The organism is Thermomonas sp. XSG (genome assembly GCF_014678725.1).
GTDB lineage: Bacteria > Pseudomonadota > Gammaproteobacteria > Xanthomonadales > Xanthomonadaceae > Thermomonas.
Window position 1 is genome coordinate 559,131 of record NZ_CP061497.1, and the last position, 20,074, is coordinate 579,204.

Consider the following 20,074-nt stretch of genomic DNA (forward strand, 5'->3'; position numbering starts at 1 on the left):
GCATGCGCCTGGCCGCGTTGTGCATGCTCTTCCTGCTGCTGCATGCAGCCGGGATTGCACGGGCACAACCCGCCCAGATGGCGCAGTCCCCTGCCCCGCGCATCGGCGTGGTGACGATGGGCCCGGGCGACATCTTCTGGGAGCGCTTCGGCCACGACGCCATCGTGGTCGACGACCCTGCGCGGCCCGGGCCGGTCAGCTACAACTTCGGCTTCTTCGACCTGGAAGAGGACGGCTTCGCCCAGCGCTTCGCCAAGGGCGAGATGCGCTACCTGCTGGTGGCGCTGCCGCTGGAAGAAGACCTGGCCTACTACCGCGAGGTCGGACGCGGCGCGACCTTGCAATGGCTGGACCTGGACCCCGCGCAGGCGCGCCGGCTGGCCGCCGACCTGGCCGAGAACGCCAAGCCCGAGAACGCGCGCTACCGCTACGACTACTACACCGACAACTGTGCCACGCGGGTGCGTGACGCACTCGACCGCGCACTGGACGGGCGCCTGCGCAGGCAGCTGGAAGGCCGATCCAGCGGCGACACCTATCGCAGCGAATCACTCCGCCTGGCCGCGCCCGCGCCATGGATGTGGCTGGGTTTCGACATCGGGATCGGGCCGTTCGGCGACCGCGCGCTGACCCGCTGGGAGCAGGGCTTTCTGCCGCGCCGGCTGGCCGACGACCTGCGCAAGGTGACCCGCGCCGACGGCCGCCCGCTGGTGGCGGCGGAGGTCGAGCTGCTGCCGCAGCGGCAGGCCGCCGAACCGGTGGAGCAGGCGCAACCCCTGTGGCCCTGGTTGCTGGCGGGCACCACCCTTGCACTGCTCGCGCTGGCGCTGGGCAGGCGCTACCCGCGCACACTGGCCGGACTGGCCGGCGGCTTCTGGTTGCTGTGCGGGTTGCTTGGCACGGTGCTGGCGATGGGCTGGGCGCTCACCGAACACCGCGCCCTGTGGGCCAACCGCAACCTGCTGCTGATGGACCCGCTGTGCCTGCTGCTGCTGCCCGGCGCCTGGGCGCTGCTGCGCGGGCGCACGCCTTCGCCGCGCTTCCGCGCGCTGCTGCTGGCGGTGGCGGTGCTGGCGGCACTGGCCTGCCTGCCGCTGTGGCTGCAGGCGGTGCCACAGCGCAACGGCCACTGGATCGCCCTGCTGCTGCCGCTGCACCTGGCGTTCGCGCGGCTGTGGTCGCGTCCCGTCCGCGCTTGATGGCCCGGATCCGCGCAGGCAGGATGCGGCGATGAGCAGCCTGCCCGCACAACCCGCCTGCGTGGTCAACTGCGCTGCCTACGACCGCAGCGGGCAGCGCCGGGACATCACCCTCGAGCAGATCAGCGACGTGCTCGCCGTCGACGATGGCAGCTTCGTCTGGGTGGGCCTGTATGAGCCGGAAGAGTCCCTGCTGGACAGGCTGCAGGAGGAATTCGGGCTGCACGACCTGGCGGTGGAGGACGCCCACCATGCGCACCAGCGGCCCAAGCTGGAGCCCTATGGCAGCACCCTGTTCATCGCCGCGCATACCGCGCAGCGGATCGATGGCCATGTGCGCTTCGGCGAGACCCACGTCTTCATCGGCCCGCGCTTCCTGATGACGGTGCGGCACGGCGCCTCCCTCAGCTTTGCGCCGGTGCGGCAGCGGCTCGAGCGCGAGCCGGAGGTGTTGGCGCACGGCCCCAGCATCGCCCTGCACGCGGTGCTCGACTTCATCGTCGACAACTACCAGCCGATCGTCTCCGATTTCGAGGCCGAGCTGGACGCGCTGGAACAGGATGTGTTCGCCGAAAGCTACAAGCGCGGCACCATCAAGCGCCTGTATGCGCTGCGCAAGGAACTGACCCAGATGCGGCTGTCGGTGGCGCCGATGCAGGACATCCTGTCCCAGCTGATCCGCACGCCGGTGTTCGCCATCCCCGACGACGTGAAACCCTATTTCCGCGACGTGCTGGACCACGCCGCGCGCGTCGGCGACAGCATCGACACCCTGCGCGAGATGGTGGCGGCGGCAATGAACGTGAACCTCTCGCTGGTCACCGTGGCGCAGGGCGAGATCGTCAAGAAGCTGGCCGGCTGGGCCGGCCTGCTGGCCGCGCCGACGCTCATCGCCAGCTGGTACGGAATGAATTTCCAGCACATGCCGGAGCTGCAGGGCCGCTACGCCTATCCCGTGCTGATCGGCGTGGTGGCACTGTTCTGCGTGCTGCTGTACCGCTACCTGCGGCGAATCGGCTGGCTCTAGCGCGAGTGGGCCGCGTCCCAGCTCTGGCGACGGCGGTCGTTGCCGCTGCGCCGCTCCCCCCGGTCCAGTTCGAACCGGATCATCTCCCGACGCTCACTGTTGACGCGGCGCTCGCCGCGTCGGCGCTCCGGGCCGGTGTAGCCAACGCGATACTGCGGTTCCCTGGAATGAAACATCGGCCTCTCTCCCGGGCGGCACGTCCGCCCCATAGTGGCCAACGGGGATTTCAGCCAGCACCGGCCAGCGCGCGCAGCATCAGTCCGGTGAAATAGGCCAGCACGGTGCCGGTGGCGTATCCCAGGGTGCCCAGCAGCGCGCCCACCGGCGCCAGCGAGCGATGGAAGGCCGAGGCCACCACCGGCGCGCTGGCCGGGCCGCCGATATGGCTCTGCGAGCCGATCGCGAAGTAGAAGAACGGCACGTTCAGCAGGCGTCCGACCAGCCACAGCAGGACCACGTGGATGGCCAGCCAGACCACGCCGAGCAGGAACAACAGCGGCTTGTCGAACAAGGCGCCGATTTCCATCTGCATACCGATGGCCGCGATCAGGAAATACAGCAACAGGGTTCCGATGGTGGAAGCGCCAGCGCCTTCCAGCGCGCGTGCGCGGGTGAAACTGAGACCCAGGCCGGCCATGGTGCACAGTCCGATCACCCATACGAACGGCTGGTCCAGACTGACCGTGTGCGCCCAGCCGACGTTGGCGCCGAACCACGTGGACAGCGGTTCGGCCAGCGCGTGCGCCAGCCCGACCGCGCCAAAGGCGATGCCCACGATCACCATCATGTCGCCCAGCGTCGGAATGCGTTCGTGCTGGGCGCGATAGGCTTCAACCCGCTGTTTCAGGTCGTCAAGCGCAGTGGTGTCGGCGCCACTGCGGGCGTCGATGCGCGCGGCGCGCTGCGCCATGAACAGCAGCAGGGCCATCCATGCGTAGCCCACGCCCACGTCCACCACCGCGAACTGGCCGAAGGTGGTTGCATCGACGTCGAAGATCTCCTTCATCGCCATCATGTTGGCGCCGCCGCCGATCCAGCTGCCGGCCAGCGCCGCCATCCCGGCCCAGGTGTCGCCGGCCATGGTTTCCGGCGCGATCGCGCGCATCGCAAGGAACGACAGCACCGCACCCAGCATGATGCTGGCCGAGGTCGCCGCGTACATCGCCAGCAGCTTCGGCCCAAGCCGCAGGATCGCCTTAAGGTCCACCGACAGGGTCAGCAGCACCAGCGCAGCCGGCAGCAGCACGCGACTGGCCACCGGGTTGTAGAGCTTGCTGTGGGCGCCATCGATCAGGCCGATCGAGTTGTAAATGCCCGGCAACAGGTAGCACAGCAGCAGCGGCGGCACGATGTTGTAGAAGCGTTGCCACCCACCCGGCCTGGACGCGGTCCAGAACACCAGTCCCAGCGTGCCGGCGATCAGGCCGAAGATGACGATGTCGTTGTCGATCAGTGGGGCGGGGAGTGCCGCTGCCGTCATGCCTTGGATTTCCTCTGGGGGTTGCCTGCCGCCCCTGCGTTCTGCCGGTGCCGCCATGCCTGCCGTGGCGCGGATGTGGATGGCCCGGGCACGCCGCTGCGGCGAACCCGGGCCCTGTCCTGCTGCTGGTCTACTGGCCGATGTGCTTCTTCAGCCAGGCGTTGACGGTGTCGTGCCACTGCACGCTGTTCTGCGGCTTCAGCACCCAGTGGTTCTCGTCCGGGAAGTACAGGAACTGCGACTCCACGCCCTTGCGCTGGTTGGCGGTGAACAGGGCGATGCCCTGCTCCACCGGGATGCGGAAGTCCTGCTGTCCGTGGATCACCAGCATCGGCACCTTGAAGTTGGCGACATGGTTGGCGGGGTTGAACTTCTGGTAGCCAGCCGGGTTGTCATACGGCGTGCCGCCGTTCTCCCACTCGCTGAACCAGAGTTCCTCTGTGGCATAGCCCATGGCGTTGTTCTCGAACACGCCGTCGTGGCTGACCAGGCACTTCCACGGCGAGTGACCGGCTTCATCAAACCAATTCCCCGCGATCCAGTTGACCATGAAACCGCCGTAGCTGGCGCCGAGCGCACAGGCCTTGCCGCCGTCTAGGAAGGCGTACTTCTGCTGCGCCGCGGCCCAGCCCTTCTGCAGGTCCTCCAGCGGGCGGTCGCCCCAGTGGCCGCTGATCGCGTCGGTGAACTTCTGGCCATAACCGGTGCTGCCATGGAAGTCGATCATCACCACCGCATAGCCTTGGCCCGCGTAGGTCTGCGGGTTCCAGCGGTAACTCCAGCCGTTGCCGAAGCTGCCCTGCGGGCCGCCGTGGATCAGGAAGGCGACCGGGTACTTCTTCCCGGGTTCAAAGTTCCACGGCTTGACCACGTAGCCATGCACGGTCTCGCCGTTCCAGCCGATGAAGTTGAACTGCTCAAAGTCGCCCCAGGCCACGTCCGGCAGCATCTGCCCGGCGGTGGGGGTGATTGCACGGATCGGCGCCTTGCCGTCGGCACTGGTGGTGGCGATGACGTCACCGCTCTTCAGGCTGTTGCGCGAGAACGCCAACGTGGGTCCGGTCAGGTCGAAGGCCGAAACGCTGCCGTCCTTCACCACGCCCTCTACCTCTCCATTGGCCAGCGAGACGCGGAACAGCGGATGCTGGCCCAGCTCCTGCGCGGTGGTGTAGATCCATTTGCCGTCGGCGGACAGGGTGATGCCGTCTGCGGAGGCATCCCAGCGCGGCGCGATCTCCTTCGCCTTACCGGTGGCGATGTCCATCGCCATCAGCGCGAAGCGGTCGGCCTCGAAGCCCGGGCGCGCCATCGCGCGGTAGTACAGGGTCTTGCCGTCGGCAGAAAACACCGGGCCGGCGTCCCAGGCCTTGTTGGCAGCGGTCAGGTTGCGTGCGCCGCTGCCGTCGGCATTGACCAGCCAGAGGTCGAAATTGGTGCTCCACGGCTCCTCGCGGTTCGACTGACGCACGCTCATCGCCACCGACTTGCCGTCGGGCGACCACGCGAAATCGGACAGGTCGCCGAACGGCTTGGACGGGATGTCGCCGTGGACGTCGCCGCTCAGCAGCGTCGCCGAGGTCAGCATGCCCTCGCCCAGCGTCGCCGCGAACACGCGGTTCAGGCGGCCGTCGTTCCACGCGTCCCAGTGGCGGATGAACATGCGGTCGAACAGCAGGCCGGTGCTCTTGCGCGCCGCCTCGTCGTCGAGCTTCTTCTTCGTGCACGCCAGGTCGGCCTTGCAGTCCGGGAACACCGCGAACGCCAGCGCCACCCGGGTTCCGTCGGGCGACAGCTTGTAGCCATCGACGTCAATGGCGAAATCGGTCAGCCGTTTGGCCTCGCCGCCGTTGGCCGGCATTGCATAGAGCTGCATCGAACCCGACTTCGCGCTCATGAAATACAGCGTCTTGCCGTCCGCCGAGAACGCCGGCGAGTTCACGCTCCAGCCTTCCGGCGACACCTGCTTGGGCGGCGCGTTGTCGCGCGTCACCAGGTTGCGCATCCACAGCGTGGTCGCCGACTTGTTGGTCTCCTTGTCGACCACGCGCTTGGCGAACACCAGCACGCGGCCGTCCGGCGACAGCGTGGGCGAGGAATGGCGGTCCATGTAGGCCATGTCGCGCACTTCGAAGCCGCGCTGAGCGGCGTTCGCAGCGGTGGGCAGCGACAGGGCAAGGGCGAGCGGAAGGAGGGCGTGGCGGAGCTTCATGGCGATGGTCCCGTGGAGCGGAAAATGAGGACGCCCGCGCAGGCGCGGGCGTCGGATGGATCAGGCGTTCGGGTTGGCCTTGGCACCGGTGCGGTACAGCAACCAGGCAACCAGCGCGAGCACGGCAAGACCGACGTACTTGCCGAATTGCAGGCTCTCCGGCGCGGCAATCACGTCGGCGCGGCCGGACAGCACGATCGGGATGGCGATGAAGATGCCCATCAGCGCCTCGCCGGTGATCAGGCCGGCGGCGAACAGGGTGCCGGGGCGATGCAGGCGGTCGCGCGCGGCTTCATCGTGGCTTCCGACCATGCCGTGGCGCTTCTCCACCAAGTAGGCCAGCAGGCCGCCGAGGAAGATCGGCACCATCAGTTCCAGCGGCAGGTAGATGCCGATGGCCGCCGCCAGCACCGGTACGCGGAAGGTTTTGCCGGTGGCCTTCAGCCACTCGTCGAGGGCGATGATCACCGCGCCGACCACCGCACCGATGCCGATGATCGTCCACGGCAGTTCGCCACCGAACATGCCCTTGGCCACCGAGGCCATCAGCGTGGCCTGCGGTGCCGACAGCGAGTTGGGATGCTCGGGCGTGGGCGCGCCGATGCCGTAAGCCTGCGCCAGCAGGTTCAGCACCGGCGCCATGATCAGCGCGCAGGAAAACGCGCCGATGCCCAGCATGAGCTGCTGCTTCCATGGGGTGGCACCGACGATATAGCCGGCCTTGAGGTCCTGCAGGTTGTCACCGCCGACCGCCGCCGCGCAGCACACCACCGCACCGATCATGATCGCGGCGACTGCGCCCAGCGGCGCGCCGGACGCGCCCACCGCCATCTTGCCGCCCTCGCCGAGCAGCACCAGCAGCACCGCGGAGGCGAACAGGATGGTGGCAATCGTGATGCCGGACACCGGGTTGTTGGAGGAGCCGACGAGGCCTGCGAGGTAAGCCGAAACCGACACGAACAGGAAGCCGGCGACGATCATGATGATCGCCATCGGGATGCTCACGCTCCACATGCCGACGATGCCCTGGTACAGCAGCAACAGCGGCACCACGAAGGCGATCAGTGCCACCAGCATCCACTTCATCGGCAGGTCGCGCTCGGTCTCGGCCACCTGTTCGCCGCTGCCCTTGCGCGCCGCCGCAATGCCGCTGCGCACGCCCGACAGCAGCGACTTGCGCAGCGAGAACAGCGTCCACACGCCACCGATCAGCATCGCGCCGACCCCGAGGTAGCGGATCTTGGCCGACCAGATCGCGCCGGCGATGTCTTCCGCGCCCGCGCCGGCGATGCTGGTGGCCAGCGCCGGGTCGGTATCGAGGAAGAACATGTGGTACAGCGGGATGGCGATGTGCCAGGACAGGATCGAGCCGGAGACGACGACGATCCCGATGTTGAGCCCGACGATGTAACCCACGCCAAGCAGCGCCGGCGACAGGTTGGTGCCCATGTAGCCGAGGTACTTGCCGAAGAAGCCGGCGCCCGCGGCGGTATCCGGGATCAGGCGCATGCCGCTGGCGGCAGCGGCCTTGATCAGCCCGCCCAGCGTCGCCGACAGGGCGAGGATCTTCAGCCCGGGGCCGGGATTCTCACCCGCCTTCAGCACTTCCGCGGCCGCCTTGCCTTCCGGGAACGGCAGCGGCTCCTCAACGATCATCGAGCGCCGCAGCGGCACCGAGAACAGCACGCCGAGCAGGCCGCCCAGACCGGCAATCGCGAGCACCCAGGAATATTTGAAGTCATCCCAGTAGCCCAGGATGATCAACGCCGGGATCGTGAAGATCACGCCCGCCGCGATCGACGAACCCGCGGACGCACCGGTCTGCACGATGTTGTTTTCGAGGATCGTGCCGCCGCCGAGCAGCCGCAGCACGCCCATCGAGACGACCGCGGCGGGAATCGCGGTGGCGATGGTCAGCCCGGCGAACAGGCCGAGATAGGCGTTGGCGGCGGACAGGATCACCGCCAGCACGATCGCCAGGATCACCGCACGCAGGGTCAGCTGCGGCACGGCTTTGGCAGGGTTCGACATGGGACATCCTCGTCGGGAAGGCAAGCGACGAAACCTAGCCGCTGGCGGCCGGCAAGTCCAGTGCGGCAGGTTGCAGCCAGCGGCGCCGTCGGGGGGAGCTGGCGCCCCGGATGCGGTGAAGTCGCGCTGAACCGGTGCCACCGGCAGCAGCGGGACGCGCTGCTAAACTCGGCCGCTATCCCCGCGAACGAGATCCGCCGCATGCCGACACCGCGCCCGCTTGCCATCGCCCTGGTCATCGCCCTTGCCGCCGGACTGGCCTCGCCCGCCGGGATGGCCGCGAAGAAAAAACCGGCGCAGAAGAAGGCAGCGACGCCCCCGGCCTGCACCGATTTCTATGCCGAAGCCAACAAGGGCTGGCTGGCCGCCAACCCGATGCCGACCAGCGGCGCGATTTCCGCGCTGGGCCAGCTCACCGCGCGCGCGCAACAGCAGCAACGCGACCTGCTGGATGGCGCCATGAATGCGCCGCAGAACAACGTGCAGAAGCTGCTGGGCGATTTCTGGGCCAGCGGCCTGGACGAGGCGGCGGTGGAGCGCGACGGCGCCGCGCCGGTGGCGCCGCTGCTCAAGCGCATCGATTCGATCCGCAAGCCGAAGGACATCGCGCCGGCCATCGCCGCACTGCACCATGTCGGCATTCCCGTCGCCTTCCATTTCGGCGCCGACATCGACCTGCGCGACCTCGACCGCCACCTTGGCTACTTCAGCCAGGGCGGCCTGGGCCTGCCGGACCCCGCCTACTACACCCGGCAGGACGCCGATACCAAGGCGCTGGTCGCGCGCTACGCCGACTACATCCGGAAAATCCTCGCGCTGACCGGCGTGGCGCAGCAGGACATCGAAACCCAGACCGCGCTGGTGCTGGACCTGGAAAAACGCATCGCCAGCCTGGCGCGCCCGCTCGTGGACCTGCGCGATCCGCGCAACACTTTCGCGCCGGTCGCCACCGCCGGGCTGGGCAAGCAGTACCGCAACCTGCAGCTGGATGCGTTCCTGCAGGTGCAGGGCGTGCACGACGACACCGTGTCGCTGGCCAACCCGGCAATGTTCGCCCAGCTCGACGCGCTGGTGGGCTCGCTCAAGCCCGCCCAATGGCAGGCCTACCTGCGCTGGCGGGTGGGCGATGCGATGGCGCCCTATCTGTCGAAGTCCTGGCGACAGGCCGCGTTCGATTTCCGCGGCAAGGTCCTGCTGGGCCAGGCCGAACCCGCGCCGCGCTGGCAGCAGACGCTGGACGCGATCAACCTGGCTGCTGGCCCGATGCTGGGCCGCGAGTACGCCGCCACACACCTGTCGGACGCCACCCGCAGGCAGGCCGAAGCCGTTGCCGATCAGGTCCGCGATACGCTGGTGAAGCAGGTGGGCAGCAGCACCCTGCTGGGCGAACCCGCGAAGGACGAGGCGCGCAGGAAGCTCGAGCGCTTGCGCATCGAGATCGGCACGCCGCGCTACGACCTTGACTACACGGTGCAGCCGATGGGCCGCGGCAGCTTCGGCAGCAACATGCTGATCGCCTCCACCTGGCGCCATCGCCAGGAGATGAAGCGGATCGGCAAGGGCAACGCCAACCGCCGCTGGGACGTGCTACCGCAGCAGCCGGCGCTGGCCTACGACCTCGCCCACAACCGCCTGATCGTCACCGCCGCCATGCTCCAGGCACCGGTGCTGGAGGCGACGATGCCGGTGGATGCCCAGTACGGCGCATTCGGCGCGCTGGTCGGACACGAGCTGAGCCACGCCATCGATGGCCGCGGTCGCCATATCGATGCCAAGGGCGAGATCCGCGACTGGTGGGGCCCCGCCGAAACCAGCGCCTGGGAGACACTGGCGCAGAAGGTGACGGCGCTGTACGCCGGCCTGCCCTATCCCGGCCTGACCGGCACCCGGGTGGACGGCGCGCTCACCCGCGATGAAAACATCGCCGACCTGGCCGGCTTGGAACTGGCCCATGCCGCGGTGGTTGCGGCGCGGCCGGACGGCGGCGCACAGGCGGACAAGGCCTTCTACACCGGCTGGGCGCAGTTGTGGGCGCAACAGGTCACCCGCGATGAAGCCGAGATCCGCGCCCGCCAGGACGTGCGTGCGCCGGGTCCGTGGCGCGCCAACGCCGCGGTGATGCAGCAACCCGCCTTCGGCGTCGCCTACGCCTGCAAGGCCGGCATGCCGATGCAGCCGAAGCCGGAAGGCCGCGTGGTGATTTTCAACTGAGTAAACCCGGGACGGGAAGCGACCCGGGGCGGGGCTCCGGGTTTCCCGCCAGACGTCGGCGGCTCAGCGCACGATGCGCATTTTCGGCCCGCCCCGGCCACCGCGTCCGCCGAACGGCGGCTGGCCGCGCCACTGACGGATCAGCAACCAGCCGAACAGCATGCCGCCAAGGTGGGCGAAATGGGCCACCCCCGGCTGCAGCCCGGTGATGCCCACGCCCAGTTCGAACAGGCCGTAGACGATCACCAGCGTGCGCGCCTTCATCGGGATCGGCGGGAACAGCAGCATCACCCGCTGGTGCGGGAACAGCATGCCGTACGCCAGCAGCAGGCCGAATACGCCGCCGGAAGCGCCGATGGTGGGATACGGATCGGCACCCTGCGCCAGCGCATAGGAACCGACCAGCAGCTGGCAGATACCGGCGCCAACCACGCTCACCAGGTAATAGGTCAGGAAGCGGCGTTCGCCCCAGGTGTATTCCAGCGGCGCACCGAACATCGCCAGCGCCAGCATGTTGAAGGCCAGATGCAGGAAGCCGCCATGCAGGAAGCTGTAGCTCACCAGCTGCCACGGCATGAACGCGGGCGCCATGCCGGCCGGGTCGAAATCGACATCGCCCCACGGCCACAGCATCAGGGTCACCAGCCGCTGATTGCCCAGCAGCCACTGCAGCAGGAAGCCGACGCCGTTGGCGATCAGCAGCGCCTTGGTGACTCGGGGGAGGTTGAACGGCATCCGTGCGATATTCCGGTTACATTGCAGCGCATCATAGCCGCTCAGCGCGGCGCCCACAGGGCCGCATCCAGCGTCCCTTCATCCTCTGGCAAGCGAACCCGGCCATTGCGGGGCTCCACGCCATCGGCGCGCAAGCGCCGGCATTGTTCGGTGAACTCCGGCGATTCAGGCGGGAATGCGATGCGCCCATCGGAGCGCAGGATGCGATGCCAGGGCAATGCCGGATCGTCGTTCTGGCCGAGGATGCGCGCCACCAACCGCGCCCGACCCGGCAGGCCGGCGCGTCGCGCAATGGCGCCATAGCTGGCCACCTGCCCACGCGGCACCGCCCGGATCGCGGCCAGGATGCGTTGCTCGGGCGAGGACGGCGGCGACTTCATGTTCCGGGTTAGCATAGCCCGACATCCCCCGCCGATCGCCGACCGCCATGCACAACTTCGAGCAGATCCGCAGCCATCTGGTTTCCGCCGGCTACCGGTTGACCCTGCTGGATCCGTTCGTGGCCTGCGTGGAGCTGTCGCTGGCGCAGGGCAAGCGCCACCAGGCGATCTTCCTCGCCGAGCTGCAGGACGACGACGGCCGCAATTACCTGCGGGTCAGTACCGCGATCGCGCCTACCACCGGGATGGACGCCCGCCGCGCGCTGGCCTTCAACTGGCAGAGCCGGGTGGGCTACCTGGCGATCGGCGAGCTCGACGGCGTGCCCTACCTGCAGCTGTGCGAGAACCGCCCCTACGACTGCCTCAATGCGGCGGAAATCGACCGCCTGGTGCTGGAAATCGGCGGCACCGGCGACGAGATGGAGCGCCGCATGTCCGCAGGCGGCGACCTGCTGTAGGCAGCATCGCCGGGTTCGCACGCCACATGCAGAAACGCCGGCTTGCGCCGGCGTTTCTGCAATTCACGGAAGCGGACCGAGCAGACTCAGGCCCAGCCCAGCGCCTCCAGCAGGCTCAGCAGCGCATAGGCGATCCCGCCCGCAGCCGGGATGGTCAGGATCCACGCCCACACGATCCTCTCGATCACGCCGAACTTCAGCGCACGCGGGTTCTTGGCGAAGCCCACGCCCATGATCGCTGTGGAGATGCTGTGGGTAGTGGACACCGGCATGCCGAAGTGCGCCGCCACGGTGAGGATGGTGGCCGAACTGGTTTCCGCCGCGAAGCCGTTGATCGGGTGCAGCTTGACCATCTTGTGGCCCAGCGTCTTGATGATGCGCCAGCCGCCGGAGGCGGTGCCGGCGGCCATGACCAGCGCGCAGGTCAGCACGATCCAGGTGGCGATGTCCTGCTCGCCGGCGTTGCCGGGATGCAGGAACCCCAGCCAGCCCGGCAGGTCGTCCAGCGCACCGCTGGCCTCGGCCCCGAACAGGGTCAGGGCGATGATCCCCATGGTCTTCTGCGCATCGTTATGGCCATGCGCATAGCCCATGTAGGCAGCAGACAGGATCTGCGCCTTGCCGAAGAACTTGTTGACGAAGTTCGGCCGCGCCAGACGCCCGAGCCAGCCGCCGGCCCGCGACAGGCCGGCGATCAGCGCCCACAGCGCCACCATCACCAGTACGCCGAGCAGGAACCCGGCAAGCGGCGAGCTGATCATCGGCACCACGACCTTCCACAGGATGCCCTTGTTCTGGGTCCAGTCGCCGACGGTCTTCGACCAGATCAGCGCATCGAAGTCGTTGTGCGCCGCCGCCAGTGCCGCACCGATCAGGCCGCCGATCAGCGCGTGCGAGGACGATGACGGCAGGCCCTTCCACCAGGTGATCAGGTTCCAGACGATGCCGCCCAGCAGCGCGCACAGGATCACCTGCGAGGTGACCTGCACCACTTCGGTGTCGATCAGGCCGGAGGCGATGGTCTTGGCCACCGCGGTGCCCATCAGCGCGCCGATCAGGTTCATCCCTGCTGCCAGCATCACCGCCTGGCCCGGCGACAGCACCTTGGTCGCGACCACCGTGGCGATGGAATTGGCGGTGTCGTGGAAGCCGTTGATGAACTCGAAGACCAGCGCGGCGAAAATCACCACAAGAACAAGCGTCAACATGACGTCGGTCCCGTCAGCTGTTCTTGAGGACGATCTGGTACGTCACCACGCCGGCCTCGCGGCAGCGGTCGATGGCCTTTTCCAGGATCTCGAAGAACTCCTTGAGCAGGAACATCTGCAGGCTGTCGAGCTTGCCGGAATAGATCTCGCGGTACAGCTCCAGCATCAGCCGGTCGGCCTCGTTCTCGATCGAACGCAGCTTCTCGTTGAGCTTGGTCATGCGGTCTAGGTTCATCCGCTCGAGTTCGTCCACCATCTGCACCACCACTTCGGCGGCCTGCTCCAGCATCGCCGCGCGCGGCGCGAAGTCGATGTGGGCCAGGTGCTGGGTCGCCAGCGCATAGCGGTCGGCGAACTTCTCGATCTGCTTGGGGATCTTGTGCAGGGCCGAGCCCAGCGCCTCGATGTCCTCGCGCTCGATCGGGGTGATGTAGCTGTCCACCAGCGCCTGGCTGATCTTCTCGGCGGCGGTGCGCTCGCGCAGGCGCGCCAGCTTGAAGGCGTCCAGCGCGGGCTGGCGGTCGCCCTCCCTCATCATCGCGTGCAGCGCCTTGGCGCTGTCATAGGCGGCCGTGGCCGCATCGTCCAGCAGCGAATAGAACTGCGCGCCGGAGCCGAAAATGGTTTGCAGGGAGAACATGGGTGTGGCCCCGGATCTGGAGTGGAGGTGAAGATGTAAAAACGGTTGCAACGATAAGGCGCAATTATGACGCCCGCGTGACAGCTTGGCACTGACCTCCCCGCACCCGGGTTCCCCGCGGGCAGAGGACGGAGCCACCACCATGGCCTGTTATGATGCCCCCGCGCTCCGGCGCAGCCCATGGACGATCATCCTCCGCCGCCGTCATGTCTCTCCCCAGCCGCGCATCCTGCCGCGGCCGACGCGTCGTGCCCCGTCCGGCTTCCCCGCTTCACTCCCCCGCCCGCGCCCGGTAAAGCCCCGTGCTGGAACTGCTGATCGTCCTCGCCCTGATTCTGGTCAACGCCTTCTTCGCGCTGTCGGAGATGTCCGTGGTGACCTCGCGCAAAGGCCGACTCAAACAACTGGCCGGCAGCAGCCGGCGCGCCAGCAAGGCGCTCGAGCTGGCCGAACACCCGGAACACTTCCTGTCCACCGTGCAGGTGGGGATCACGCTGACCGGCATCCTCACCGGCATGTTCGGCGGCGATGCGATCGGCCGGATCATCGGTGAATGGCTGGCGGTCCGGGTGCCCTCCCTGGGCGAGCATGCCAGCACCCTCGGTACGGTCCTGGCAGTTGGCCTGATCACCTACTTCAGCATCGTGCTGGGCGAGCTGCTGCCAAAACGGCTGGCGCTGCTGGCACCGGAACGGCTCGCGACCCTGGTGGCGCTGCCGATGCACTGGCTGTCGCGGATGGCCAGCCCGGCGGTATGGCTGCTGAGCGCCACCGTGCGCAGCCTGCTGCGACTGCTCCGGGTCGACAGCAGCGATGGTTCGCAGGTCACCGAAGAGGAAATCCAGCTACTGGTCAGCGAGGGCCATGAGCAGGGCGTGTTCGATCTGGACGAGCGCAACATGCTCAACCGGGTGATGCGCCTGGGCGACCGCACAGCCGACAGCCTGATGACCCCGCGCACGCGCATCGCCTGGCTGGACGCCTCCGCGTCGTTGACGGAAAACCTGGCGGCGATGCAGGAACACGAGTTCTCGCGCTATCCGGTCTACCGCGGCGACGACAGCGACGTGGCCGGCGTGCTGGAAGTGAAGACCCTGCTGGACGAGCTGGGCCGGCCGCAGCCGGACCTGTTCCGCGACCTGCGCCCGGCGCTGTTCGTGTCCGAATCCACCCACGCGATGAAGCTGCTGGAGATCCTGCGCGAGGAACAGCAGTCGCTGGCCCTGGTGGTGGACGAATACGGTGACATCCAGGGCATGGTGACGGTCAGCGACATCGTCGACGCGGTGATCGGCAGGCTGAAGACAGCCAGCACGGGCGACGACGACGAGGAAGCCCTGGTGGTCACGCGCGACGACGGCTCGCTGCTGGTGGACGGTGGCCTGCACGTGGACGAGCTGCGCGAGCTGACCGGCGAGCGCCTGGCCGACGCGGATGAACTGGAATACCGCACCGCCGCGGGCCTGGTGATCGCACGCTTCGGCCGCATCCCGCACGTGGGCGAGCACATCCGGATCGGCCCGTGGCGGGTGGAGGTGGTGGACCTGGACGGCCCCCGCATCGACAAGCTGCTGCTGCAGCGCGAAGCCCAGCCCTCCCGCATCGAAGGCGACGGCTGAGGCGGAGCTCCCCGCCGGCAGCAGGCCGGCGACTCAGCCCAACTGCGCGACGAACTCCGGTCCACCCATCGGGTGGCCCAGCCAGTAGCCCTGCACCAGATCGCAGTCACGCTCGCGCAGCAGCTCGAACTGCCCTGCCCGCTCCACGCCTTCCGCCACCACGGTGACGCCCATCGAGTGCGCCATCGCCACGATCGCGCTGGTCAGGGCCAGGTCATCCGGGTCGCGCAGCAGGTCGGTGATGAAGCTGCGGTCGATCTTCAGGCCGTCGACCTGGACACGCCGCAGGTGGCTGAGACTGGAATAGCCGGTGCCGAAATCGTCGAGCCAGACCTTCACGCCAAGCTGGCGCAGCCGCCCCAGCAGCGCGGCGGCATTGGCCTCGTCGCTGATCACCGCGGTTTCGGTCAGCTCCAGGTGCAGCCGCTCCGGCGGCAGCCCGCTCTGCTGCAGCGCGCTGGCCACCTGCCTGAGCAGGTCGCCGCTGCGCAGCTGCCGGGCCGAGACGTTGACCGACACGAACGGCGCCTCGCCCGCCCCGTTCGGTACCGGCCAGCTGGCTGCCTCGTGGCAGGCATTGCGCAGCGCCAGCAGGCCGATCGCCTCGATCAGCCCGCTCTGTTCGGCCACGTCGATGAACACCGACGGGGCGATCGCCCCGTCCTCCGGATGGTTCCAGCGCAGCAGCGATTCCGCGCCGACCAGTACGCGGTCGCGGGTGCGGTAGATCGGCTGGTAGACCAGGGTCAGCTCGCCGCGCTCCCAGGCGCCGCGCAGGTCATGCTCCATCCGCACGCGCCGCTCGATCGCCTGGTCCATGGTGCGGCTGTAGAAGCGGTAGCAGTTCTTGCCCGCCATCTTGGCCTGGTACATCGCGATGTCGCCGTTTTTCATCAGCAGCGACGCGCTGCCGGCATCGTCCGGGAAGATCGCCACGCCCACCGAGGTCCCGAGTAGCACCTGCCGGCCATGCAGCAGCATCGGCTCGCTCAGCGACAGCACCAGCGCCTCGGCCAACCGGATCGCCTTGCCGCGCACGTCGCCATCGGGCTCCGGGCCGCCCGGCTGCAGCAGGATCACGAACTCGTCGCCGCCGAAGCGCGCCACCAGCGCGTCCGCATCCTGCACCGCCTGCACCGCACGCTCGATCCGCGCGGCCACCTGCAACAGCACCTCGTCGCCAGCCTCGTGGCCGAGGGTGTCGTTGACGCGCTTGAAATCATCGAGGTCGGCGAACAGCAGCGCCAGCTGGCAGCCGGTGCCCTGCTGTTCGCGCAGACGCTGCTCCAGCGATTCGCGGAACGCCAGCCGGTTCGACAGCCCGGTCAGCGCATCACTGTAGGCGACCCGGCGGATGTCGCGGTCGTGCCTGACCACGCTCTCGCGCATGCGCCCGAAGGTCCGTATCAGATCGCCCAGCTCGTCCTTGCGGCGGCTTTCCGGCACCGGCGAATCGAAGTCGCCGGCCTCGAACTGGCGGGCCGCATCGCCCAGCATCCGGATCGGCTTGACCAGCATCCGCTGCAGCACCCACGCACCGATCAGCGCCAGCGTGCCGAATCCGCAGCACAGCAGCAGCAGCCAGTTCAGGCTGCGCTGGTTGACGTCGTCGAAGCCGGCGCGCAGGCCGTCCAGGGCGCGCTCCTCGGCGCGCGCGGCGGTCGCCATCGAATAGCCGATGCGCACGCCGCCGAGACGCTCGTCGCCGATCGTGATCGGATAGGACACGTCCAGCAGTTCGTCGGTCTGGCGCGTGTGCGGTCCCTTGGCGGCGACGATTTCCGCGGCAAGGCCGTCATTCATCGGTTGGCCGAAAGCGGCGATGTCGCCGGAGCCGTCGTGCAGGATGCGGCCCTTCGGGTCGTAGACCAGCACGTAATCCACGTCGGGCGCCCGCAGCGCACTGCGGGTGAGGATGCCGATCGCATCGAGGTCGAAGTAGTACAGCGGGTTGGCAAGGGCATCGGCCAGCTGCCGTACCTGCGCCTCGCCCCCTGCCCGCATCTGCTCGGAAAGCAGCGAGTGGGTGCTCTGGCGCGCGATCCCGACGACTTCGCGCTGGCTGCTCTGCTGGCGGTTCCACAGCATCACCATCATCAGCACGACGATGCCCAGCACCACCAGGATCCCGACCTGGAAACGCAGCTGCAGGTTCAAGCCGGTGCGCTTCACTCGACCTCCGCGCGCACGCGTTGCACGCCGGTCGCCAGCCGCTCGAGCGCGCGCCGGTCGTCATCGCCGATCGGCACGAAACGGGCCGTGTCCATGAACCGCCGCAGCGCCTCGCTGGCGTCCGGGTCGTTGGCCGCTTCCATCAGGACCTCGCGCAGGCGCACCTCCACCCGCGGGTCCAGCCCGCGGCGCACCAGCATCAGCGCACGCGGCACGTCCTGAGTGCGCGCGATCAGCCGGAAATCCTGGGAAAACGCCGGCGGCATGCGCGCGGGATTGATCCAGTCCAGGTTGCTCAGCACGCCTGCGTCCACCATCCGCTTGTGGACCCAGGTGGCGATGTTCAGTTCGGTGCGGGCGAACACGTAACCCACCCGGTCCGCAGCCGGCTTGTCCATCGGCGACAGCAGCAGCTCCAGCGACTGGCCACCCTCCAGCAGCTGTGCCGCCGGCAGGAAATAGGCACTGGTGGACAGCGGGCTCTGGAAGGCCACGCTGCGGCCGGCGAGGTCCTGCAGCGACTGCACCGGGCTGTCGCGCCGCACGAAGAACAGGCTGTGGTAGCGGGTGGCGCCCTCGCGCTCGCTGATGAGGAACGAGCGGGCGACGCCGCGGTGTTCCAGCAGCGCGGCATTGCCTGCGGTTTCATTGATCCAGTCCACCCGGCCGCGCCGCAGGTAGCTGGTCATCTGCTGCAGGTCCTTGGCCATCAGGATGCGGCCGCTGCGGATGCCCACCGACGCCATCCGGGGGATGACATAGTCGAGCAGCGGCTTGAGCTGGTCGTAATGCGCCTTGGGGTCATCGCTGACCCGTCCCAGGACCAGCACGCTGGCGTCGTCCGCGGTGGACGGACCCTGCGCCCGCGCAAACGGCGCACATGCCAGCAACAGGCACAGCAGCGCTGGCATCAGGCGGCGCATGGATGCAGGCAATTCCCCATTTCTTCCCGGCAACGAGGCTAACCGATTTTGCCGTCGTTTGAACCCTGCCCGGCCAAACGTGCCATTCGTTGGGCATCGGCCAGCACGCCGCGCAGCAGCCGGATTTCGGCGCTGTCGAGGTTGGCGCGCAGGTACAGCCTGCGCAGCTTGCGCATCGCAGACTCCGGGGCGCGTCCCTTGTGGAAATCGATCTGGTCCAGCGTTTCGGCCAGCTGTCCGAACAGTCCTTCCAGTTCCGCATGCGAAGCGGCACCCTCGCCCGGCGGCGGCGTTCGGCCTTCAACGACCGCGCCGGCATCCCCCAGCAGCGCGCAGCGGAGCTCGTAACTCAGCACCTGCACCGCGGCGGCGAGGTTGAGCGAGCTGAACGCCGGGTCGGACGGGATGTGCACCGCCGCGTGGCAGAGCTGCAGTTCCTCGTTGTCGAGGCCGGTGCGTTCTCGCCCGAACACCAGCGCCACCGGCCCGCTGCCCGCGGCCAGCACCGCACGCCCGGCGGCATCGCGCGGATGCAGCGGCTCCAGCTGGATGCGCCGGCTGCGCGCGGTGGCGCCCAGCACCCAGCGGCAATCGGCCACCGCCTCGGCCAGGCTGGCGAAGACCGGCGCGGCTTCCACCAGATCGTCCGCGCCGGCAGCCATGGCCTGGGTATCGCGGTCCGGCGCCTTCTCGGGCGCCACCAGCACCAGCTTCGACAGGCCCATGGTTTTCATCGCCCGGGCGGCGGAACCGATGTTGCCGGGGTGCTGGGTGCCGACGAGGACGATGCGCAGATTGTCGGCAAGCGCCGGGGTCGATGGTGCATTCATGTGCGAATGGTAAACTTTGCAACCCGGCCGCAGCGCCGGGATTTGCTCTTTTCCGCCGTCGCCCCCTCCACCTCACTCGATCGAGGCGCTTTCGCCATGCAAAAACCCGTCGTCAACGTCATGGTCAAGGCGGCCCGAGCGGCCGGGGGCGTGCTGCTGCGCAACATGAACCGGCTCGACGCGATCAACGTGATCGAGAAGGACCGCATGGATTACGCCAGCGAAGTGGACGAGCAGGCCGAGCAGGCGGTGGTCAAGGAACTGCGTCGCGCCTTCCCGGATGCCGGTTTCCTGGGCGAGGAAGGCGGTGCCCAAGGCCGCAAGGGCGGCGCGCTGTTCGTGATCGACCCGCTGGACGGCACCAGCAACTACCTGCACGGCTTCCCGCACTGGTGCGTGTCGATCGCCATGGTCGAACAGGGCGAAGTGCAGCACGCAGTGATTTTCGACCCGCTCCGCAACGAGCTGTTCACCGCCAGCCGCGGCAGCGGCGCGGTGCTCAACGACCGCCGGATCCGCGTCTCCGAGCGCAAGGACCTCAGCGGCGCGATGCTGGCCACCGGCTTCGCGCCACGCGAGCGTGCCACCGCGCCGGCGCAGCTGGAGTGCGTGCGCGAACTGCTGCGCAGCGCCGAGGACATCCGCCGCACCGGTTCCGCCGCGCTGGACCTGGCGTACGTGGCCTGCGGCCGCAGCGACGGCTATTTCGAGGCCGGCGTGAAGCCGTGGGACATCGCCGCCGGCGTGCTGCTGGTGCGCGAGGCCGGTGGCCGCGTCAGCGATTTCAAAGGTGCACAGACCGGGCCGATGGACGCACGCGGCATCCATGGCCGCCAGCTGCTGGCCGGAAACCAGAAGCTCAGCCTCGAACTGCAGAAGGTGATCGTGCAGTCGGGCTACGCGGCCGCGTTCAGCTGATCCGGACCACCGCCGCCAACGGAAAAGGCCGCGC

16 protein-coding genes are annotated in these 20,074 nt (G+C 68.3%); 6 read left to right on the plus strand and 10 right to left on the minus strand.

The annotated features are described in order from the left end of the window. Positions 1 to 2 precede the first annotated feature (2 nt). Together ICG51_RS02560 and corA are read left to right on the plus strand one after the other, a co-directional pair. The gene (locus tag ICG51_RS02560; RefSeq protein ID WP_223809502.1) at positions 3 to 1,199 is read left to right on the plus strand and encodes a DUF4105 domain-containing protein; all 1,197 of its coding nucleotides are present in this window, start codon (positions 3 to 5) and stop codon (positions 1,197 to 1,199) included. 31 nt (positions 1,200 to 1,230) lie between these two features. Next, a complete protein-coding gene (corA, locus tag ICG51_RS02565) occupies positions 1,231 to 2,226 on the plus strand; it encodes a magnesium/cobalt transporter CorA (RefSeq protein ID WP_190281504.1) in 996 nt (331 codons plus the stop codon). A 226-nt stretch (positions 2,227 to 2,452) separates the two neighbouring features. On the opposite strand, the gene ICG51_RS02570 is transcribed toward corA, so the two are convergent. The 3 genes from ICG51_RS02570 to ICG51_RS02580 form a co-directional block, all read right to left on the minus strand. Further along, positions 2,453 to 3,706: a DUF819 family protein gene (locus ICG51_RS02570; RefSeq protein ID WP_190281505.1), complete on the minus strand. Its 1,254-nt coding sequence runs from the start codon at positions 3,704 to 3,706 to the stop codon at positions 2,453 to 2,455. A 130-nt stretch (positions 3,707 to 3,836) separates the two neighbouring features. Beyond that, positions 3,837 to 5,915, minus strand: a complete 2,079-nt coding sequence (locus ICG51_RS02575; RefSeq protein WP_190281506.1) for a S9 family peptidase — start codon at positions 5,913 to 5,915, stop codon at positions 3,837 to 3,839. 60 nt (positions 5,916 to 5,975) lie between these two features. After that, positions 5,976 to 7,946, minus strand: coding sequence for an oligopeptide transporter, OPT family (locus tag ICG51_RS02580; RefSeq protein ID WP_190281507.1), 1,971 nt, complete (start codon positions 7,944 to 7,946; stop codon positions 5,976 to 5,978). Between the two features lie 201 nt (positions 7,947 to 8,147). On the opposite strand from ICG51_RS02580, the gene ICG51_RS02585 reads away from it, so the two are divergent. Next, a complete protein-coding gene (locus tag ICG51_RS02585; protein WP_190281508.1) occupies positions 8,148 to 10,157 on the plus strand; it encodes a M13 family metallopeptidase in 2,010 nt (669 codons plus the stop codon). Between the two features lie 63 nt (positions 10,158 to 10,220). On the opposite strand, the gene ICG51_RS02590 is transcribed toward ICG51_RS02585, so the two are convergent. Further along, positions 10,221 to 10,892 carry a rhomboid family intramembrane serine protease gene (locus ICG51_RS02590; RefSeq protein ID WP_190281509.1) on the minus strand — a complete coding sequence of 224 codons (672 nt, stop codon included), beginning with the start codon at positions 10,890 to 10,892 and terminating at the stop codon, positions 10,221 to 10,223. 41 nt (positions 10,893 to 10,933) lie between these two features. Beyond that, the gene (locus tag ICG51_RS02595; RefSeq protein ID WP_190281510.1) at positions 10,934 to 11,287 is read right to left on the minus strand and encodes an MGMT family protein; all 354 of its coding nucleotides are present in this window, start codon (positions 11,285 to 11,287) and stop codon (positions 10,934 to 10,936) included. Positions 11,288 to 11,319: 32 nt separating this feature from the next. Between ICG51_RS02595 and ICG51_RS02600 the strand changes: the two genes are divergently transcribed. Then, the gene (locus ICG51_RS02600; protein ID WP_190281511.1) at positions 11,320 to 11,730 is read left to right on the plus strand and encodes a hypothetical protein; all 411 of its coding nucleotides are present in this window, start codon (positions 11,320 to 11,322) and stop codon (positions 11,728 to 11,730) included. Between the two features lie 86 nt (positions 11,731 to 11,816). Here ICG51_RS02600 and ICG51_RS02605 read toward each other — a convergent pair whose 3' ends face one another. Then, complete coding sequence (locus ICG51_RS02605) at positions 11,817 to 12,938, minus strand: inorganic phosphate transporter (RefSeq protein WP_190281512.1); 1,122 nt, start codon at positions 12,936 to 12,938, stop codon at positions 11,817 to 11,819. A 13-nt stretch (positions 12,939 to 12,951) separates the two neighbouring features. After that, positions 12,952 to 13,578, minus strand: a complete 627-nt coding sequence (locus ICG51_RS02610; RefSeq protein ID WP_190281513.1) for a DUF47 family protein — start codon at positions 13,576 to 13,578, stop codon at positions 12,952 to 12,954. 302 nt (positions 13,579 to 13,880) lie between these two features. Here ICG51_RS02610 and ICG51_RS02615 point away from each other — a divergent pair, with 302 nt between their 5' ends. Next, positions 13,881 to 15,197: a hemolysin family protein gene (locus tag ICG51_RS02615; protein WP_190281514.1), complete on the plus strand. Its 1,317-nt coding sequence runs from the start codon at positions 13,881 to 13,883 to the stop codon at positions 15,195 to 15,197. Between the two features lie 33 nt (positions 15,198 to 15,230). Here ICG51_RS02615 and ICG51_RS02620 read toward each other — a convergent pair whose 3' ends face one another. From ICG51_RS02620 to ICG51_RS02630, 3 genes are all read right to left on the minus strand, one after another. Next, complete coding sequence (locus ICG51_RS02620) at positions 15,231 to 17,294, minus strand: EAL domain-containing protein (protein ID WP_190282324.1); 2,064 nt, start codon at positions 17,292 to 17,294, stop codon at positions 15,231 to 15,233. Between the two features lie 71 nt (positions 17,295 to 17,365). Next, a complete protein-coding gene (locus ICG51_RS02625; protein ID WP_190281515.1) occupies positions 17,366 to 18,292 on the minus strand; it encodes a phosphate/phosphite/phosphonate ABC transporter substrate-binding protein in 927 nt (308 codons plus the stop codon). 38 nt (positions 18,293 to 18,330) lie between these two features. After that, positions 18,331 to 19,122: an RNA methyltransferase gene (locus ICG51_RS02630; RefSeq protein ID WP_190281516.1), complete on the minus strand. Its 792-nt coding sequence runs from the start codon at positions 19,120 to 19,122 to the stop codon at positions 18,331 to 18,333. A gap of 96 nt (positions 19,123 to 19,218) precedes the next feature. Here ICG51_RS02630 and ICG51_RS02635 point away from each other — a divergent pair, with 96 nt between their 5' ends. After that, entirely contained in the window at positions 19,219 to 20,040 is an 822-nt protein-coding gene (locus ICG51_RS02635; RefSeq protein ID WP_190281517.1) for an inositol monophosphatase family protein, read from the plus strand. Positions 20,041 to 20,074 lie beyond the last annotated feature (34 nt).